The 19,165-nt window shown below is 69.0% G+C and carries 13 protein-coding genes; 8 read left to right on the forward strand and 5 right to left on the reverse strand.

The window, feature by feature from the left end; translation table 11 throughout:
• Window positions 1-38: 38 nt before the first annotated feature.
• The 4 genes from GA0070216_RS31540 to GA0070216_RS31555 form a co-directional block, all read right to left on the reverse strand.
• Complete coding sequence (locus GA0070216_RS31540) at window positions 39-1,211, reverse strand: poly(ethylene terephthalate) hydrolase family protein (RefSeq protein WP_342670817.1); 1,173 nt, start codon at window positions 1,209-1,211, stop codon at window positions 39-41.
• 387 nt (window positions 1,212-1,598) lie between these two features.
• The gene (locus tag GA0070216_RS31545) at window positions 1,599-3,080 is read right to left on the reverse strand and encodes a lectin (RefSeq protein ID WP_218108341.1); all 1,482 of its coding nucleotides are present in this window, start codon (window positions 3,078-3,080) and stop codon (window positions 1,599-1,601) included.
• Between the two features lie 47 nt (window positions 3,081-3,127).
• Window positions 3,128-4,519 (reverse strand): glycosyl hydrolase, encoded by a 1,392-nt coding sequence (locus tag GA0070216_RS31550; protein ID WP_218108342.1) that lies wholly within the window; start codon window positions 4,517-4,519, stop codon window positions 3,128-3,130.
• A 470-nt stretch (window positions 4,520-4,989) separates the two neighbouring features.
• Entirely contained in the window at window positions 4,990-6,135 is a 1,146-nt protein-coding gene (locus GA0070216_RS31555) for an ROK family transcriptional regulator (protein WP_176739237.1), read from the reverse strand.
• A 93-nt stretch (window positions 6,136-6,228) separates the two neighbouring features.
• On the opposite strand from GA0070216_RS31555, the gene GA0070216_RS31560 reads away from it, so the two are divergent.
• Window positions 6,229-8,478 (forward strand): alpha-galactosidase, encoded by a 2,250-nt coding sequence (locus GA0070216_RS31560; protein ID WP_176739238.1) that lies wholly within the window; start codon window positions 6,229-6,231, stop codon window positions 8,476-8,478.
• On the opposite strand, the gene GA0070216_RS31565 is transcribed toward GA0070216_RS31560, so the two are convergent.
• Window positions 8,461-9,483, reverse strand: a complete 1,023-nt coding sequence (locus GA0070216_RS31565; protein ID WP_091253863.1) for a LacI family DNA-binding transcriptional regulator — start codon at window positions 9,481-9,483, stop codon at window positions 8,461-8,463. The two genes, GA0070216_RS31560 and GA0070216_RS31565, sit on opposite strands and share 18 nt — an antisense overlap.
• 297 nt (window positions 9,484-9,780) lie before the next feature.
• Between GA0070216_RS31565 and GA0070216_RS31570 the strand changes: the two genes are divergently transcribed.
• From GA0070216_RS31570 to GA0070216_RS31600, 7 genes are all read left to right on the forward strand, one after another.
• On the forward strand, window positions 9,781-11,142 hold the full coding sequence (locus tag GA0070216_RS31570; protein WP_091253866.1) for an ABC transporter substrate-binding protein: 1,362 nt from the start codon (window positions 9,781-9,783) through the stop codon (window positions 11,140-11,142).
• 68 nt (window positions 11,143-11,210) lie between these two features.
• Window positions 11,211-12,170 carry a carbohydrate ABC transporter permease gene (locus GA0070216_RS31575; protein ID WP_091253868.1) on the forward strand — a complete coding sequence of 320 codons (960 nt, stop codon included), beginning with the start codon at window positions 11,211-11,213 and terminating at the stop codon, window positions 12,168-12,170.
• A 53-nt stretch (window positions 12,171-12,223) separates the two neighbouring features.
• Complete coding sequence (locus GA0070216_RS31580) at window positions 12,224-13,027, forward strand: carbohydrate ABC transporter permease (protein ID WP_176739239.1); 804 nt, start codon at window positions 12,224-12,226, stop codon at window positions 13,025-13,027.
• Between the two features lie 23 nt (window positions 13,028-13,050).
• A complete protein-coding gene (gene arfA, locus GA0070216_RS31585) occupies window positions 13,051-14,580 on the forward strand; it encodes an arabinosylfuranosidase ArfA (RefSeq protein WP_245722867.1) in 1,530 nt (509 codons plus the stop codon).
• 211 nt (window positions 14,581-14,791) lie between these two features.
• Window positions 14,792-16,183 (forward strand): glycoside hydrolase family 43 protein, encoded by a 1,392-nt coding sequence (locus GA0070216_RS31590; RefSeq protein ID WP_091253870.1) that lies wholly within the window; start codon window positions 14,792-14,794, stop codon window positions 16,181-16,183.
• Window positions 16,184-16,204: 21 nt separating this feature from the next.
• Window positions 16,205-17,845 (forward strand): glycoside hydrolase family 27 protein, encoded by a 1,641-nt coding sequence (locus GA0070216_RS31595; protein WP_245722868.1) that lies wholly within the window; start codon window positions 16,205-16,207, stop codon window positions 17,843-17,845.
• 487 nt (window positions 17,846-18,332) lie between these two features.
• On the forward strand, window positions 18,333-19,165 hold an 833-nt coding region (locus GA0070216_RS31600; protein ID WP_245722869.1), incomplete at its 3' end, for an arabinan endo-1,5-alpha-L-arabinosidase.

The raw sequence follows: 19,165 nt of genomic DNA on the forward strand, positions 1-19,165 counted from the left end.
ATCCAGCCGCCGTGCTGGCCCCGGTTGCCGGGTGCCGCCTATCCGAGGCGCCACTGCTGGTTGTTGCCGTTGTTGCAGGCCCAGAGTTGGGTCAGGGCGCCGTTGGCGGTGGAGCCGCCGCTGACGTCGAGGCAGAGGCCGGACTGGACGCCGGTGACGGTGCCGTTGGCGTTGACGTTCCATTGCTGGTTGGTGGTGCCGGTGCAGTCCCAGATGATGACCCGGGTGCCGTTGGTGGTGCCCTGACCGGCGGCGTCGAGGCATTTGTTGCCGTAGACGGTGAGTTGTTTGCCGGCGGTGCGGGTCCAGCGTTGGTTGGTGCCGCCGTTGCAGTCCCAGATCGCCAGTTGGGTATCGTTGGTCTGGGAGGCGTTGGGCACGTCCAGGCACTTGCCCGCGCCGACCGCGCGGACCGGCCCGCCGGAGGTCGGCGGCGGGGTGGACGGCGGGGACGTCGGCTGGCCGGTGGATCCGTACGGGCATTCGCTGAGGTAGCGGGAGACGCCGGTGTTGTCCGCGAGTGATGGGCACAGGAACTGCGTGTAGCGGTTGTCGTTGTCGAGGAAGATCTTCAGCCAGGGGATCTCCCGTCGGGTCACCTGGGAGTTTCCCCAGGTGGGGAATCCGTGGCCGCCGCCGGTGAGCTCGACGTAGGCGCCCTTCGTGGTGGCCGGTTTGGTGGCCCACAGGCTGTTGATCGAGGACGGGGTGATGGTGCCGTCGTCCCGGGCGCCCATGATCAGCGTGGGTACCCGGACACCGGACAGGTTCTGCGAGAACGAGGCCGGCGCCAGGGGGATGGCCGCCTTGAGGGTGGGACGCCGCGTGGCCGCGCTGATGGCGCCGCCGCCGCCCATGGAGTGACCGAGCACGGCGAGCCGGTTGGGGTCGACCCGGTCACGCACCGGGCTCTGCCCGGTGAGGTAGTCCAGCGCGGCCAGCAGCTGGGTGCCCCGGGCGGTGTCGAAGTCGGTGGGGCTGTTGGTGTCGATGCCGATCACCACGAAGCCGAAGGACGCCAGCCAGGGCCCCATCCAGGCACCCTCGGCAGCCCAGGATGCCGTGTAACCCGGTACCGCCGCGATCGCGCCCCAGGTCCCCTGACTGGTGTCGGTCGGGTAGTAGATCTTCCCGCCGTTGAAGCCGTAGCCACGTGGCACGGTGATCTCGGCCGTGGCGAACGTTCCGCGGTTGGCCGCGACGCTCTGCACCGTGGGATCCGGCCCCCGCTGGTATGACGCGGCGGCAGCTGAGGGGGAACTGCCCACCACTGCGGCTCCGGCCATGGCCACGCCCAGCAGGGCCGCGGCCCCGCCCGCCACGATGCGCCAGCCCCGCCGGGGCGGGGAACTGCGTTCCCGCCGACCGGCCCCGGCACCGCCCGGCATGCCGGACCGGGGATCTCCGGCCGGTACCGGGCGGAGATCCCCGCCGAGTCCATCGCGAGCGCGTGTTTTCACGATGTTCACACCTTTCGTAGGATCCTGCTCCGCACCTCGGCCGACGGCCCCTCGGGGATGTCCTCAGCGCGAATTGGTGGCGAGGAGGCGACGGCTCCTCCGGGCCATGCCGGTCAGACATCGCCCGGAGGGCCGCGCTCACCTCAGGTTCGGCACCTCGTCGCGGGTGACCACGTACGAGCTGTTGTAGACGGTGTTGATGAAGGACGGCGAGTTGGTGCTGCCATCGCTGATGAAGCTCGTGTGCCAGGTGTTGAACAGCACCCACCGGGCACCGGAGGACTGCAACTGCGCCGGGTCGGGGATGCGGCCGTTCTCGTGCAACGCGATCGGGACCGTGCCGCCGTACACGCTGCGGGCGGCGTTGAACATCGACGTCAGTGGCCCGTGGTCACCGGCGTACGTGTCGGCACCGCCGATGTCGACGTACTGCTTGCCGGGGTACCAGGCGGCGCTGGGGGAGCCGTTGAACGGGTGCAGGTAGACCAGGTTGTGCACCCCCTGGGCGCGCATGAAGTTGTAGGTGTAGACCCACAGCCGGTTGTACTGGCCGGCCCCCTCCATGCTCCACCAGAACCAGGTGCCGCTGGCCTCGTGCCAGGGGCGGAACAGGACCGCGCCGCCACCGTTCTGAATGACCTTCAACTGGTTGGCCCAGGCGGTGAGCCGCTGGTTGAGCCGGCCGTTGTCGGCGGTGCCGGAGGTCAGTGCCGCGTTGATGTTCGCCCGCATCAGGGAGCCGTTGTAGCCGTCGGTGTTCTGCGCGGGCGAGCCCATGTGGTAGCCGACCATCGGGATGCCTCCGGCGTTCCACCAGGCCAGCCCACGGGCACCGAAGTCCGGGGCGTCACCCATGTCCTGGCCGCGGATCGCCGGGTACTTGCCGGAGGCGTTGCGGATGATGTTCATCTCGTAGTCCGGACCGCTGACCCAGGTGGACTCCTGCTGCCCGGACAGGATGTGGTTGCCGTACTGGCTGTAGACGTAGCACAGCAGCCGGCGCGCGGCGGCGGTGGCGTTGGGGTCGACCGGGGCGACGGCGCAGCCACCCGGGGTGGTCGGCGGGGTGGTCGGTGGCGTGGTCGGGTTGCCGCCGGTCTGCGACCAGCGCTGGTTGGCCTGGCCGTTGCAGTTCCAGAGGGCGACCAGGGTGCCGGCGGTGGTGGCGGCACCGGAGACGTCCAGGCACAACCCGGACTGCACGCCGGTGATGCTGCCATTGGCGTTCAGCCGCCACCGCTGGTTGGCCGCCCCCGTGCAGGACCAGACGATCGCTGCGGTGCCCGCGCTGGTCTGGCCAGCCTCGGCGTCCAGGCACATGCTGTTGTTGAACACGCGCATCTCACCGGCATCGGTGAGGGTCCAGATCTGGTTGGCCTGGCCGTTGCAGTCCCAGATCTGCACGCGGGTGCCGGTGGTCGGGGCGTTGCCGACGACGTCGAGACAGCGTCCGGACGCGGCGCTGACCAGCCGTCCGGTCGAGGCGGCGGCGGCATTGCCCGCGGTCAGCCAGAGCGCGGACACACTGACGCTGCCGGCTGTCACCGCAGCGAGGAACAGGCTCATCCACCTGGTACGGCGGCGCCGCACCACCGGGGTGGGATGGGCAGTGACTGTCATGGAGGGCCTCCGAGGTGAGGGACGGATCGGGTTCGACGGGGACGGGATCACCGGAGATTGGGAACTTCGTCGCGGGTGACGACATAGCTGTGGCCGTAGACGCGCCGCAGGAACGTGACGTCGTTGCGCTCGGTGAGCCAACTGCCGTTCCAGGTGCTGAACAGCACCCACCGGGTGCCGGTGGACTGGAGCTGGTCGGGATCCGGGATGGGGCCGTTCTCGTGCAGGGCGATCGGGACGGTGCCGCCGACGATGTCGCGGGTGCGGTTGAACAGCGGCGTCAACGGGTTGTGGTCGTTGGCGTAGGTGTCGGCGCCGCCGATGTCCACGTACTGCTTGCCGGGGTAGAACGAGGAGTTGGGTTCGCCGTTGTACGGGTGCAACCAGACCAGGTTGTGGATGCCCTTGGTCCGGGTGAAGTAGTCGAACTGGAACCGCCACAGCCGCTGGTACTGGCTGCCGCCCTCCTTGCTCCACCAGAACCAGGTGCCGCCGGCCTCGTGGTAGGGCGCCCACAGCACGGCGACGCCGTTGGACTGCAGGCGCTGCAACTGGGCTGCCGCGGCGTCGAGCTCGGCGAGATAGGAGCGGTTCTCGGCGGTGCCGGGCGTGAGGGTGGCGTTGATGGACGCGGTGCCGCCGTAGTTGCAGGAGCTGGTCGCGGGCGCGCCGACATGCCAGCCGATCAACGGGATGCCGCCGGCGTTCCACCAGGCGAGGGCCCGGTCGACGGCCCCGGGGCGGTCACACATGTCGAGGCCGCGGATGGCCGGCTGCTTACCGGTGTTGGTCAGGATGTGGTGGAACTCGGCCTCGCTGCCGTTGGTCTCCCGCTGGCCGGACAGGATGTGGTTGCCGTACTGGCTGTAGAGGTAGCACAGCAGCTTGCGAGCCTGGGTGGTGGCCTGCGGGTCGACCGGAGCGACGGTGCAGGTGGCCGGCGGGGTGGTCGGCGGGGTGGTCGGCCCCCCGGATTGACTCCAGCGTTGGTTGGACTGGCCGTTGCAACTCCAGAGCACCACCCGGGTGCCGTTGGCCGAGTTGTTGCCCTCGACATCGAGGCACAGGCCGGACTGGGTGGCCGTGATGCTGCCGTTGGTGTTCCACCGGAACCTCTGGTTGGTCTGGCCGGTGCAGTTCTGAATGGTGAGCGGGGTGCCGGCCGTGGCGCTGGAGAGGTCCAGGCATCTGGTCTCGTTGAAGGTGCGCAGTTCACCCTGGCCGGTGAAGACCCAACCCTGGTTCTGCTGCCCGTTGCAGTCCCAGATCGCGACCGGGGTACCGGCCGTGGGGCTGTTGCCCGACACGTCGAGGCAGCGTCCCGACGCTGCGCTGACCAGCGGACTGCCGACTGCGGCCGAGGCGGTGCCCGCCCCCAGTAGTGCCGCGCCCCCGCTCGCGGCCACCATGGCCGTGGCGAGCATGATCCTCCATCGCATGACTTCTCCTCTCGGGTTTCGTGGGGCGTCCAACCCGTCCGGCTCAGCGGGTGGGGACGTGGTGAGCCACGGAGCCGGACGTGCCCGGTGGCCCGGCCCCGTGGAGCAGTGCGGACAGGTGCGGGTAACTCGATGCGAGTTACCGGGAGAGTGGTGCGTGTCGTTGACCCTGTCGGCCGCGCCGAGGTGGGCCTTGAACAGAGATGGCTCCAGCGCCGCGGTCGGGGCGGTCTGGATGTCGGTGCAGCGGACGCCGCCCACGAGTCGTCGCGGTGCCCAGGCGCCATGCGCCGGGCTGCGGCGACGAGGCCGTGGTTAACATGCCGGAATCATGTGCTTAATTCATACACGATGTCAAGTATTTCGATGGGTTGCGGCGCTGCAATGCCGTGTTCGAGGGCGTAGTTAGTTGAATACAGCAAGAAACTTCGGCCGGGTATCCGCCTGGCCGGGCACCCGGAAGCTGGACGTCAGCGGCCGAGGATGCGGTGCTGCAGGGCGATGACGGCGGCGCCGCGGGCCCATTCGCTGAAGGTGAAGGGCTTGACCACCACCTCAACGGGCGTCGAGGTCCAGTGGGTGTGCGCGGTGAGCGCGGCGTCGAACGCCTCGGCGCACACGTCGTACATCGCCACCGCCTCGCCGGACAGGATGACCAGCTGCACACCGGTGATGTTGGCGACCGTGGCGACCACCTGCCCGAGGGCGCGGCCGGCCTCCTCGAAGATGCGCCGGGCCACCGGCTGGCCTTCCCCCGCCAGCGCCAGGCACGCCTCGAAGGTCAGGCCCGGCCGGTCGAGGGTGCTCGCGACGGCCCGCCGGATCGCCGCCGAGCTGGCGTACGCCCGGGCGCAGCCGCGGTGCCCCATCTCGCACAGGGGCCCGTTGTCGTGGATCGGCAGGTGGCCCACCAGGCCGGTTCCCCGGCCGGCGCCACTGACGAGGCGGTCGCCGATCACCAGGCCGCAACCGAGGCCGGCACCCACCGTGACCAGTGCGAACGAGCTGCGCCCCACGCCGGCGCCGAACCACTGCTGGGCGGCGGTCAGCGCCCGTACGTCGTTCTCCACCACCGCCGGCAGGCCCGTGGCCGCCGCGACGAGGTCGCCCAGGGGCACGTTGCGCCAGCCCAGGAACGGAGAGGTGAGCACGACCGGGTCTCCTCCGGAGGCCGTGCCGGCCAGGCTTATCCCGAGGGCCGCGGGCGGCTGCCCCGACCCGGTCAGGTCACGCACGGCCTCGCCGATGCGGGTCACCACGTCGTCGACGGCGTGGCTGATCAGGGGGCGGCGCAGCTCGTGCTGTATCTCGGCGCGAAGATCGGTGCGGACCGCGAACAACGCGTCCTCGGTCAGCTTGACCCCGATCAACGCCGCGCGGGCCGGATCGACCGCCAGCGGCTGCGAGGGGCGGCCCATCGTGCTGCGGTCGCCGAGCGGCTGATGGAGCAGGTAGCCGTTCTCTAGCAACGGTTTGGTCAGCTTCGTCACGGCGGACGGCGAGAGGTCCAACCGGCGTGCCGCCTCCGCCCGGGACAGCGGCCCGTGCACGAGCAGTTCCACGAAAACCGATCGCATGCCCTCGGTCAGATGCGCATCGGACAGCACACTGGACATCTTGGACAAATTTGTTGATGATGTCAAGGAATGAACGCTGCCTGACCCCTCGGTCGCCGGGTGCAGTGCCGGATTTATTGCACGGAGGACGTAGTGTCGCTGGTGTCCCTCGATCAGGACGGCCGGTTGTGGGCACTCAACACCCGCGACTGCACCTACGTCATCGGCATCGAGATCGACCATACGACCGGCGAGGCGCTGGTGCTGCAGAAGTACTGGGGACCGATCCTACCGCCGCAGGCCGCCCGGGAAGCCGCCGCGATGTCGGCCGGGCCCGGTAGCCCCTCGGGCGCCGGCCGGCACGTGACCAGCTTCTCCCGCCCGGTCGAGGTCGAGGAGCTGCTGCCGGTCGACGGCGGCCTGCGGTGGGGCCTACCGGCCCTCCAGGTCGCGGTGGACCAGGTGCGGTCGCTGGAGCTGCGGTTCGTCGGCGTCGACGCGGCCTCCGGGGACGGGGTGGACCAGCTCGACATCGCGCTGGAAGACCGCACCTTCCCGATCGACGTGGTGCTGCACGCCCGCCCGTACGCCGACTCGAACGTCATCGCCCGGTGGGTGACCGTACGGCACCGGGCCGGCGGCGACGCGGCCGTGGAGGTCAGCCGCCTGGACTCCGGCAGCTGGTTCATCCCCGACGCCGAGGACTACCGGTACCGGGCGGCGTCCGGGGCCTGGGCGGAGGAGAGTCAACTCCAGCAGGGCCGGCTGCCGGTGGGCGAGCTGACCTTCACCAGCCGGCAGGGCATCACCGGCCACCACGCCAATCCCTGGATCATGATCGATGCCGGGGACGCCGGCGAGGAACACGGTGAGGTGTGGAGTGTCGCCCTGGCCTGGAGCGGCAGTTGGCGGATGACCACCACCCGCCGGCCGGAGGGCGGGACCGCGGTGACCGCGGGATTCGGTCACGACGGATTGCGGTGGCCGCTGCCGGCCGGAGCCGAGCTCGTCACCCCGGCGGTCCTCGGCCTCTACAGCGCCCACGGGTTCGGCGGCACGAGCCGTGGCTGGCACGACCACATCCGCCGGCACATCCTGCCCGCCGGCGACGAGGACCGCCCGGTGCTCTACAACTCCTGGGAGGCGACCGGCTTCGCGGTCACCGAACCGGAACAGCTCAGGCTCGCCCGGCGGGCGGCCACGCTCGGGGTCGAGCTGTTCGTCGTCGACGACGGGTGGTTCGGCCGGCGCGACGACGAGCACAGCTCGCTGGGCGACTGGTGGCCGCACGGGGAACGGTTCCCCGACGGGTTGCAGGGCCTGTTCGAGGGCGTCCGCGCGCTGGGTATGAAGGCCGGGCTGTGGGTGGAGCCGGAGGGGGTCAGCCCGGACAGCGACCTCTACCGGGCGCACCCGGACTGGACACTGCACCTCGACAACCGCCGTCGCGACCGCAAACGTCACCAGCTCGTGCTCAACTTCGCCCGTACCGACGTACGCGACTGGGCCCTGGGGTGGCTCGACCGGCTCGTCACCGACCTGCGCCTCGACTACCTCAAGTGGGACATGAACCGGCCGTTCACCCAGGCGGGCTGGCCCGGCCAGGGCCAGGGCCAGGACCATGTCTGGATCGACCACACCCGGCACGTCTACCAGGTCATGGCCCAGCTGCGGGCCCGCCATCCGGGATTGCGGATCGAGTCGTGCGCCGGTGGGGGCGGCCGGCTCGACCTCGGCATCCTGCACCACATCGACCAGGCCTGGCCGTCGGACAACACCGATCCCATCGACCGGCAGACCGCGCAGCACGGCGTCTGCCAGCTCTACCCGGCCAACGTCATGTCCGCGTGGGTCACCGACTCGCCGAACGCGAACGTCGGCCGGTCCACGCCGTTGCGCTACCGCTTCCACGTCGCCATGGCCGGAGTGCTCGGCATCGGGGTGGACCTGGCCCGCTGGTCCGCCGCCGAGCTCGACGAGGCCCGCGCACTGATCGGGCAGTACAAGGAGGTGCGCCGCACCATCCAACACGGCCGGCAGTACCGGCTCGGTGGACGGCCCGGCGTCGAGCGGTCGGCCCTGCAGTACGTGCGCGACGACCAGGTCGTCGTGCTCGTCTACCACCCGTACGGAAACGCCAAGAGCGGTCGCCGGTGGTTGCGGCTGACCGCCCTGGATCCGGACGCGTGCTACGAGGTGGTCGCCGGGGGCGACACCGACGGCGTGCCCGGACGGCTGGCCGCCGGGTCGCGCTGGCAGGGCAGGACCCTGATGGCCGTCGGCATCCGCCCCACCGCCTGGGAACCCATCGGCGCCGACCACCGCAGCGACCTGATCGTGCTGCGGACCACCGCCGGTTCGGCTCCCGGCAACGCCGTCATCCGGTCACGGGACGTCCCGTAGCGTGCTTTCTCGGGGTATGAGTCGGTGGGCGGCGCGGAGTTCCACTCCGAGCACCGGCTCGGTGCTGCCGATCCGCATGATGAGCCGTTCGACGGCGAGTTGGGCGATGGCCTTCTTGTCGGGCGAGATGGTGCTGATGGTGGGTCGACCGTACCGTCCGTCCTCGATGTCGTCGTAGCCGATCACGGCGATGTCCTCGGGAACGCGCAGCCTGCGCTGGAGTGCGGTGTGGATGGCGCCCGAGGCGACCAGGTCGCTGTAGCAGAACACCGCGTCCGGCGGGTCCGCCCGGTCCAACAGGGCGGCCATGGCGGTGGCGCCGTCGGCCCGGTTGAAGCGCGTGGTGCTGATGATCAGTGACTCGTCGACCGGTAGGCCGGCGGCGGTGTGGGCGGCCCGGAAGCCCCTGGTGCGTAGCTGTGCCGCCTCCCCGGTGGGGTAGGGCTGGTCGCCGATCGCCGCGATCCGACGCCGCCCGATGCTGATGAGGTGGCGGACGGCCTCGGTGGCGGCGGCGACGTCGTCGATGCCGACGTGGTCGAAGGTGCCGTCGGAAGGGCGTTCGCCGAGGACCACCAGGGGCAGGGTCGGATCGCGGAGCGAGAGATCCTCCTGGGACAGGCCCAGCGGGCTGATGATCATGCCGTCGAACAGGAAGCGCCGTGGCCCACGTCCGATCAGTTCGACTTCGTGGTCGCGGTCGCCGTCAGTCTGGTCCACCAGCACGTTGTAGCCGGCCTTGCGGGCGGTGGGGATGATCGTTTGGAGTAGTTCCGCGAAGTACGGGGTGTCGAGGTACGGCACCACGACGACGATCTGCCCGGACCGGCCGGTGGCCAGGTTGCGGGCGAGAACGTTCGGGCGGTAGCCGAGCACGGCGATGGCGTGCTCGACCTTGCTCCGCGTGGCGTCGGTGACCCGGGCATACCCGTTGACCACGTTGGACACGGTGCGGGGCGAGACGCCGGCCAGTTCCGCGACGTCCCGTAGTGTGCTTTCCCCCATGGGCGCCTCCCCGCCGGGCGGGTGATGGGTCTCCCGCAGTGACGATCGTATTTTCCTCAGGTCGCCTCTTGCCAGAGCCAGGGCCCCGGTGCATAGTCCTTTGCAGCGCTGCAATGTAACCTACATGACACATGCTCATCGATGCGTTGTTACCTCGCTTCTGCCAACGACCCCCCCGAACAGCGCCTCGCCACAGCCTTTGAGCCGTGCCCCGCGTACGGCCATGTCGTCCTGCCCAGGAACGCGGTGGCCAGCGCGCGGTTCGGTGATCGAAGTCCCTTCAGGAGGCTCGCAGCAATGCGTACCAGCAAGAATCTGCCCGCGTTCGTCACCGCCGTGGCGGTCGTTCTCGGCCTGTCCGCCTGTAGCGGCGGTGACGACGGCGCTGGCGCGTCCCGCGCGAAGCCCACCAACTGCACCAACAAGATCGTTCACGAGGATGCGACCCGTGTCTCGGTCTGGGCCTGGTACCCGAACATGGCCAAGGTCGTCGACAACTTCAACAACGCCCACACCGACGTGCAGGTCTGCTGGACCAACGCCGGCCAGGGCCAGCCGCAGTACGAGAAGTTCCAGACCGCGATCTCGGCGAAGAAGGGCGCTCCCGACGTCGTCATGCTCGAATCTGACCAACTCGTCGGCTTCGAGATCCAGGACGCGCTGGTCGACCTCGCCCCGTTCGGCGCCGATACGGTGAAGAAGAACTTCAGCGAGGGTGCCTGGAAGGACGTCTCGCAGGGCACGGCCGTCTACGCCATCCCGGTCGACGGCGGTCCGATGGCCCTGATCTACCGCACTGACGTGTTCCGGAAGTACGGCATCACGGCCCCACCGAAAACCTGGCCCGAGTACGCCGCGGCGGCGGCCAGGGTGAAGGCGGCCGGCGGCCCGGTCTTCGGCGACTTCGGCAGCAACGTGCCGGCCGTGACCACCGCGCTGATGATGCAGAAGGGCGCCCAGCCGTTCGGCTACGACCTGTCCGACAAGCAGAACATCACCATCAAACTGGACGACCAGGCCACCAAGGACGTCCTCACCTTCTGGGGTGAGCTGGCCAAGAACGGCCTGGTCGGCAAGGAGGACCAGTTCACCACGGACTACATCTCCGGCATGGTCGGCGGCAAGTACGCCACCTATGTCTCGGCTGCCTGGGCACCCGGCTACCTCACCGGCGCAGGCGTCGGTGGCGGCACGGAGAAGGGCACCTGGGCCGTGGCACCGTTGCCGCAGTGGGACCCGGCCAACCCGGTCGAGGTGAACTGGGGCGGCTCCACCTTCGCGGTGACCAGCCAGGCGAGTGACAAGGCGGCCGCGGCCAAGGTCGCGATGGGCCTGTACGCCGACGAGCCGTCGCTGACCGACGGCTGGAAGTCGCAGACCATCTTCCCGCTCAACACCGGCGTGCTGACCTCCACGGAGTTCGTCGACGCCAGGAGCGAGTTCTTCAACGGCCAGACCGCCAACCGGGACGTCTACATCCCGGCGGCGAACGCCTACCGGGGCGCCGTCTACAGCCCGTTCACCGTCTACTACTACGCCCAGCTCCAGGCCCAGATCGTGAAGCTCAACGCGGGTCAGACGACCGGCGCGCAGGCTGCCACCGATCTGCACGACGAGATCGTCAAGTACGCCAAGACCCAGGGCTTCACCGTACGTTGATCCGCTCCGGGTGGACGCCGCGCACCGCCGACCACCCGGTCCCCTCTCGGAACGAAGGGAGACGCTCCGTGGCCGCCACCGTCGATACCAGACCGAGCACGCCGCGCGCCGTCGCGTCCGATCCGCCCGGCACGGCACCGGCTCGCCGCCGGTCCGCCCGACGTGGTGCCCTGGGCTGGCTGTTCATCCTCCCGTTCCTGATCGTGTTCGTGGTCTTCCTGATCGGTCCGTTGGCCTACGCGGGCTACCTCAGCCTCTATACCAAAGGGCTGGCGACGGGCACCACGTTCGCCGGCCTCGACAACTACACCCGGGCCTTCGGCGACCCGTCGTTCCGCAAGGGTCTGTGGTTCGTCCTCCGGTTCAGCCTCGTCGTCATCCCGCTGCAGATGATCGTGGCGTTGGTGGCGGCCCTGGTGCTGGACGAGGTGACCGGCCGGCTGGCGCGCTTCTCGCGTCTGGTCATCTTCCTGCCGTACGCGATCCCCGCGGTCCTCGGCGCGCTGATGTGGGGCTTCCTCTACAGTCCCAGCTTCGGGCCGATCGAGCAGCTCGCCTCGGCGTTCGATGTGCGGGCGCCGTTCCTGCTCAGCCAGGGCAACATCTTCTACGGCCTGCTCAACGTCGTCACCTGGCAGTGGGCCGGCTATTACATGATCATCATCTATGCGGCGCTGCAGAGTATCGACTCCTCGGTCTACGAGGCGGCTCGGATGGACGGCGCGAACGCCCGCCAGATCGCGTTGCGGATCAAGGTGCCGATGGTGACCTCGGCGTTGACCCTCATCCTGATCTTCTCACTGATCGGCACCCTCCAGTTCTTCACCGAGCCGCAGATCCTCGGCCCGATCGCGAACGGCACCGTCACCCCGGACTTCACCCCGAACATCTACGCGTTCAACCTGGCCTTCCGCTACGCACAGTTCAACTACGCCTCGGCGATCTCGTTCGCGCTGGGCTTCGTGGTCTTCGTGGCGGTCGCCATCTTCATGATCGTCACGCGCAAGAAGGGGAGCATCTTCACGTGAGCGACGTGCGGCGTCGGCCCCGCCACGTCTGGGCGAAACTGCTGCTGCTGGCGATGGTGTGCTATTTTCTCGTGCCCGTCTGGTGGCTCGTGGTGGCCAGCACCAAGGACGCCCCGGGCCTGTTCGCCGGCTCCGGCGCCCTGTGGTTCTCCGGCTTCCACCTGTTCGACAACCTGGGCGACCTGTTCACCCACAACAACGGCGAGTACCTGCGCTGGCTCGGCAACTCCGTGCGGTACGCGTTCGCCGGCGGCGTCGGCTGCACGATCGTGTCGGTGCTGGCCGGCTACGGATTCGCCAAGTTCGACTTCCGCGGGCGGGGCGTCGTCTTCGCGCTCGTCCTGGGCTCGGTCATGGTCCCGCTCACCGCGCTGGTCATCCCGACCTTCGTCATGATGAGCAACGTCGGGCTCACCGACACGATCTGGGCGGTGATCCTGCCGTCCCTGCTCAGTCCGTTCGCGGTCTACCTGATGCGGGTCTACGCGGCTGTCTCGGTGCCGGACGAACTGCTGGACGCCGCGCGCATCGACGGCGCCGGCGAACTGCGCACGTTCCTGCGGGTGTCGCTGCCGCTGATGCGGCCCGGCGTCGTCACCGTGCTGCTGCTGTCGGTGGTCGGCACCTGGAACAACTACTTCCTGCCGCTGACCATGCTGTCCAGCTCCAAGCTCTATCCGCTGACCGTGGGGATCGGGCTGTGGTCGCAACTGGCCAGCTCCAACAACGGCGGTGGCCAGTCGCTCTGGAATCTGATCATTGTCGGCTCGCTGGTGTCGATCATTCCGCTGGTGATCGCCTTCCTCACCCTGCAGCGGTACTGGCAGGGCGGGCTGGCCGTCGGCAGCCTCAAGTAACGCGTTCTAGCCCGGGGAGATCCGTGTTTGCCGCCTCGTTCAGCCTTGACCCGTCCTTCACCGTCGCGCCGGTGTCCCGGCGTACCTTCGGCTCGTTCGTCGAGCACATGGGCCGGTGTGTCTACACCGGCATCTACGAGCCAGGGCATCCGACCGCGGACGCTGACGGCTTCCGTGGGGACGTCCTGGCCCTGGTGCGCGAGCTCGGGGTGTCCCTGGTGCGCTATCCCGGTGGCAACTTCGTCTCCGGGTACCGGTGGGAGGACGGCATCGGCCCGGTCGCGGATCGGCCGGTCCGCCGTGACCTGGCCTGGCGCAGCCTGGAGACCAACGAGGTCGGGATCGACGAGTTCATGCGCTGGGCGGGCAAGGCCGGCGTCGAGGTGATGTACGCGCTCAACCTGGGCACCCGTGGGGTGCAGGAGGCGCTCGATGTCCATGAGTACCTCAACCATCCCGACCGTACCCGCCTGGCCGAGCGGCGTCGGGCCAACGGCGTGGAGAAGCCGTACGGGGTGCGGATGTTCTGTCTCGGCAACGAGCTGGACGGACCCTGGCAGACGGGACACAAGACCGCCCAGGAGTACGGCCGGCTGGCCGCGCAGACTGCCCGCGCGCTGCGCTCCGCCGAACCGGAGCTGGAGTTGGTCGTCTGCGGTAGTTCCAGCTCGTCGATGCCGACCTTCGTCGCCTGGGAGGCGGAGGTGCTGGAGACGGCGTACGACGCGGTGGACTACATCTCGGCGCACGCCTACTACGAGCCGGTCGACGGCGACATGGCCAGCTTCCTGGCCTCCGCGGTGGACATGGACCACTTCGTGGGCAGCGTGGTCGCCACCGCGGACAGCGTCGGCGCCCGGCTCAAGAGCACCAAGCGACTGAACATCTCCTTCGACGAGTGGAACGTCTGGTACCTGCGCGACTTCCAGGATCGGCTGGACACCGGGTCCACCGAGTGGCCGGTGGCGCCGCGCGTCATCGAGGACTGCTACAGCGTCGCGGACGCCGTGGTGGTCGGAAGCCTGCTGATCTCGCTACTGCGGCACAGCGACCGGGTCACCGTCGCCTGTCAGGCCCAACTCGTCAACGTCATCGCACCCATCCGCACCGAACCCGGCGGAGCGGCCTGGCGGCAGACCATCTTCCACCCCTTCGCCATCACCTCGCGCCTGGCCCGGGGTGAGGTGCTGCGGGTGGAGCCACGCTGCCCGACGTACGAGACCGCGCGGTACGGCGCGGTGCCGGCACTCGACGCGGTCGCCACCCACGACGCGGACACCGGTGACGTGACCGTCTTCGTGGTCAACCGGCACCAGTCGCAGGCGGCGACGCTGACCGTTGCGGTGACGGGCTTCGGCGTCGAGCTGCGGGTGGCGGAATCGTGGACCCTCGCCGACGACGACCTCCTGGCGGTGAACACGGCGGACTGCCCGGACCGGGTGGTCGCCCGGCCGACGGCCGACGTCGAGGTGACCGACGGGGTGCTGCGCGCGACCCTGCCGCCCGTCTCGTGGAGCGCCGTTCGGCTCTGCGTGTCGGATCCAGAATGTTAGCGCTAACGCACTAGCTCCATCCTCTTCAGATGCTGCACGGGGGAGGTGTAGACAAAGCATCGATGTAGGTCTATGTTAGCGCTAACACTTATGTGAAACCTGAGCTCAACATTCTCGAAGTGTGTTCGCCGACGCGGTGCTCCGGCACCGTCGAACCCGAAGATCCCCGCTCGAACCGGCCACCACCGAATCACCAGAGAGGTAGACCGCTGTGTCCCTGTCCCGGAGAGATTTCACCCGCCTCGCCACGTTGGGCACGCTGACCGCCATCGGCGGCGGCGCGGCCGCGTTGGTCGGGCCGTCGGCAGCCTCGGCCGCCAACAGCGCGTACGTGTTCGGCTACTTCAAGGAGACGCCGAACGAGAGCGGCGACAGCTACGCGCTGCACCTGGCGGTCAGCACCGACGGCCTGAACTGGCGTCCACTGAACCAGAACAACCCGGTGGCGACCCCGACCGCCGGCACGCTCGGGCTGCGTGACCCGTTCATCCTGCGCAAGCAGGACGGCACCTTCGTCGTGCTCGCCACCGACCTGCGGGGCCGCATCTTCAACCAGAACAACCAGTACCTGCACGTCTGGGACTCGGTCGACCTGCGCAGCTTCACCGGCTACCGCCGGATCCGGATGCACGGCCTGGCCACCCACACCTGGGCGCCGACCGCGTTCTGGGTGCCGTCGCGCAGCCAGTACGCGATCGTCTACTCCGCGAACAACGGTGCCGACGTCTTCATGGTCAACTACACCTCGGACTTCCGGACGGTGAGCGCCAACCAGGTCTACTTCAGCCCCGGCTACCCGGTGCTGGACGCCGACATCGTGGCCGACGGATCGACCTTCTACATGTACTACAAGAACATGTCCAACGGCCTGATCTACGGTGCCCGGTCGTCGACCGGCGCGCCGAATAGCTACACCAACTACACCGGCGGCCTGCGGCAGGGCAACGCGATGGAGGCACCCCTGCTGATCAAGAACAACACCGGCAGCGGCTGGCGGTTGTGGGGCGACTCGTTCAGCCCGGTCAACAACGACTACTACGGCTGGTCCACCTCGAACGTGGCGGGCAACTCCTGGACGCTGCTCAACCAGCGCGACTACACGCCACCGCTGAGCGCCAAGCACGGCTCGATCGTCGGTGTCACCTCGGCCGAGTACGACGGGCTGGTGTCCCGCTGGGGCCTGCCGTCCTGGGTCCGGCTGAAGTCGTACAACTTCCCCGACTACTACGTGCGGCACGCCGGCGACGTGGGCCGGATCGACGCCTACCCCTTCGACCCGCACCAGGACCAGCTGTGGCGCATGGTCGCCGGCCTGGCCGACTCTACCGGCGTGTCGTTCGAGTCGGTCAACTCTCCCGGGCGCTACCTGCGGCACAGCGACTACGCGATCCGGCTGGCGGCCAACGACGGCACCGCGACGTTCCGCGCCGACGCGACCTTCCGGCGGGTCCCCGGCCTGGCCGACTCCACCTGGTCGTCGTTCCGGTCCTACAACTTCCCGGACCGCTACCTGCGCCACTCCAACTACGTGCTGCGCATCGACCCCCTGAGTGCGAGTTCCAGCGCCAGCGACCGCCAGGACGCCACCTTCCGTGTCTCCTGATCCCCGAAGGCAGAGGTAACTGTGCGATCTCGGATACGAACACTGCTGGCCGTCCTCGCCGCCAGCGCCACCGTCGCGGCGGGTACCGCGCTCACCCCCGCGTCGCCCGCCTCGGCGGCGCCCGGCAGCCCGGCCGTCCGGCCGCCCCTGGGCTGGAACAGCTGGAACACCTTCGGCTGCAACATCAACGAAGCCAAGATCCGCGGCGCTGCGGACGCCATGGTCAACTCCGGTATGCGCGCGGCCGGCTATCAGTACGTGGTGGTCGACGACTGCTGGCAGGCCACCACCCGCGACGCCGCTGGCAACCTGCGCTCCGACCCGGTGCGATTCCCGTCCGGCATGAAGGCGCTCGGCGACTACATCCACTCCAAGGGGCTCAAGTTCGGCATTTACCAGGCACCTCGTGAGGAGACCTGCGCCCAGTACTTCAACGCCCTCGGCGGGGCCACCGGCGCGCTGAATCACGAGCAGCAGGACGCCACCACGTTCGCGTCCTGGGGGGTCGACTTCCTGAAGTACGACTGGTGCTCGCCCTGGGGCACCCTGAACGACCAGATCGCGGGCTTCACGAAGATGCGCGACGCGCTGCGGGCCACGGGACGGCCGATCGTCTACTCGATCAACTCCAATAGCGCGCACTCCAACACCGGTCCGTCCTACAACTGGAGCAACGTGGCGGACATGTGGCGTACCACCGAGGACATCACCGATCGGTGGAGCACCGGCTGCCGGGCCGACTGCTTCATGGGCGTCACCGAGATCCTCGACGTCCAGGCGCCCCTGGCCGCATGGGCCGGCCCGCAGCACTGGAACGACCCCGACATGCTCGAGGTCGGTGTCCGCGGCACGTTCACCCCGACGCAGAACCGGGCGCACTTCAGCATGTGGGCCATGATGGCCGCGCCGCTGATCGCCGGCAACGACATCACCACGATGCCCGCCGACGTCCGTGACGTGCTGACCAACCCCGACGTACTGGCGGTCAACCAGGACAGCGCGGGCCGGCAGGCCCGGCGGGTGCGCGACTTCGGCGAGACCGAGGTGTGGGCCAAAACCCTCGCCGACGGCTCCGGCGCGGTCGCCCTGCTGAACCGCTCGGGCAGCACCGCGACGGTGTCCACCACCGCCGCCGAGATCGGCATGCCGGCGGCCGGCAGCTACACCCTGGCCGACGTCTGGACCAGGGCGTCGCGGAACACCGCCGCGGCGATCAGCGCGACCGTCCCGCCGAACGGCGTTGTCATGTACCGGGTCCGCACCGGCTCGTCGACGCCCACCACCTCCTTCGGCCTGCGCGGCGTGGGCTCCGGTCGCTGCCTGGACGTGCTCGGCGGCGCGCCGACCGACGGCGCCCAGGCGGTCATCTGGGATTGCAACGGCGGCATCACGCAGGTTCTCACCGCAGCTTCGGGCCAACTCCGCATTGGCGGGAAGTGCCTCGACGCAGAGAGTAACGGCACCGCGAACGGCACCAGGGTCATCCTCTGGACCTGCGGTACGGGCACCAACCAGCAGTGGACGAGCCAATCTGACGGCACCATCCGAGGAGGGCAATCAGGGAAATGTATCGACGTCAATCAAGCGGGTACGGCCAACAACAGCCCGTTGGTCCTGTGGACCTGCTCCGGCGCGTCCCACCAACGATGGACGCGCGTCTGACGGGCAGGGACGGGCTGCCCCGCGCGGAACGAACGACGCAGCGGGGGAGCCGTCGGACCGGTGTCCACCGTGCCGACCGGTGGGCCGACGCCGACCGAGCCTCCCGCTCGTGAAACTCCGGGCATCCATGGCCCCCTGACCCCGTCTCCGACATCCATCCGCACCCGACCACCGATGCGCGCTGATCCACCGCAAGCCACCGAACGACATACCACCCATCGCGCCGTTCCCGCAGGCCATCGGGCTGCCTGGCGCCCCGTCCCCAGGAGTAGTCGTGACAACTTCAGTTTCACCCGTACGGAAAACGCCCACCCTCCGCCGCCTGGCGGTGCTGTCCCTGTCCGTCGCCGTTCTGGCGGCCGGCGGGGCCTCGGCAACGCAGTCCTCGTCGGCCGCCTCCCGGACTGCGGCGCCCCGGGTGGCGGCGACGCCCACCACACCGCCTGGGTCCTACCCCGGTCCGGGCCGGGTCACCGGGGACGTCGGGGTGCACGACCCGACGATCGTGGTTCGTCCCGGTGGGGGTTACCTGTTGGCGCACACCGGTGACAACATCGCTCTCAAGACCTCGAGTGACCGGACCGCGTTCCGTAACGCGGGTGCGGTGTTCCCCAACGGTGCGCCGTGGACCACGACGTACACCGGTGGCAGTCGCAACCTGTGGGCGCCCGACCTGACCTACCGTGACGGCCGGTACTGGCTGTACTACTCGGCCTCGACGTTCGGGTCGAACCGGTCGGCGATCTTCCTGGCCACGAGCACCACCGGTGCCTCCGGGAGCTGGACCAACCAGGGCCTGGTGATCGAGTCCCGGACGTCCGACAACTTCAACGCGATCGACCCGAACCTGGTGGTCGACGCCTCCGGCCGGTGGTGGCTCAGTTTCGGGTCGTTCTGGTCGGGCATCAAGATGGTGGCGCTCAACCCGGCCACCGGGAAACGCTCGGATACGACGGTGCGCAGCATCGCGGGACGTAACGGAGGCGCGATCGAGGCGCCGGTGATCGTGCGGCACGGCAACTACTACTACCTGTGGGTGTCGTTCGACCGGTGCTGCCAGGGTGCGGCGAGCACGTACCGGGTCATGGTGGGCAGGTCGACCTCGATCACCGGCCCGTACGTCGACCGCAACGGGGTGGCGATGACCTCAGGCGGCGGCACCCAGGTGCTCGCCGGACACGGCAGCATCCACGGACCCGGGCACCAGGCGGTGTTCACCGACACCGACGCCGAGGTCCTCGCCTACCACTACTACGCGAACAACGGCGCCTCGTTGCTGGGCATCAACCTGCTCGGCTACGACACCGCCGGCTGGCCGTT

This window comes from Micromonospora matsumotoense (assembly GCF_900091525.1).
Taxonomy (GTDB): domain Bacteria; phylum Actinomycetota; class Actinomycetes; order Mycobacteriales; family Micromonosporaceae; genus Micromonospora; species Micromonospora matsumotoensis.

What these genes read in the sequence shown, in the direction of transcription:
- GA0070216_RS31545 (WP_218108341.1), bottom strand. Translation starts at nt 3,080, where the DNA reads ATGACAGTCACTGCCCATCCCACCCCGGTGGTGCGGCGCCGCCGTACC.
- GA0070216_RS31550 (WP_218108342.1), bottom strand. Translation starts at nt 4,519, where the DNA reads ATGCGATGGAGGATCATGCTCGCCACGGCCATGGTGGCCGCGAGCGGG.
- GA0070216_RS31555 (WP_176739237.1), bottom strand. Translation starts at nt 6,135, where the DNA reads ATGTCCAGTGTGCTGTCCGATGCGCATCTGACCGAGGGCATGCGATCG.
- GA0070216_RS31565 (WP_091253863.1), bottom strand. Translation starts at nt 9,483, where the DNA reads ATGGGGGAAAGCACACTACGGGACGTCGCGGAACTGGCCGGCGTCTCG.
- GA0070216_RS31570 (WP_091253866.1), top strand. Translation starts at nt 9,781, where the DNA reads ATGCGTACCAGCAAGAATCTGCCCGCGTTCGTCACCGCCGTGGCGGTC.
- GA0070216_RS31580 (WP_176739239.1), top strand. Translation starts at nt 12,224, where the DNA reads ATGGTGTGCTATTTTCTCGTGCCCGTCTGGTGGCTCGTGGTGGCCAGC.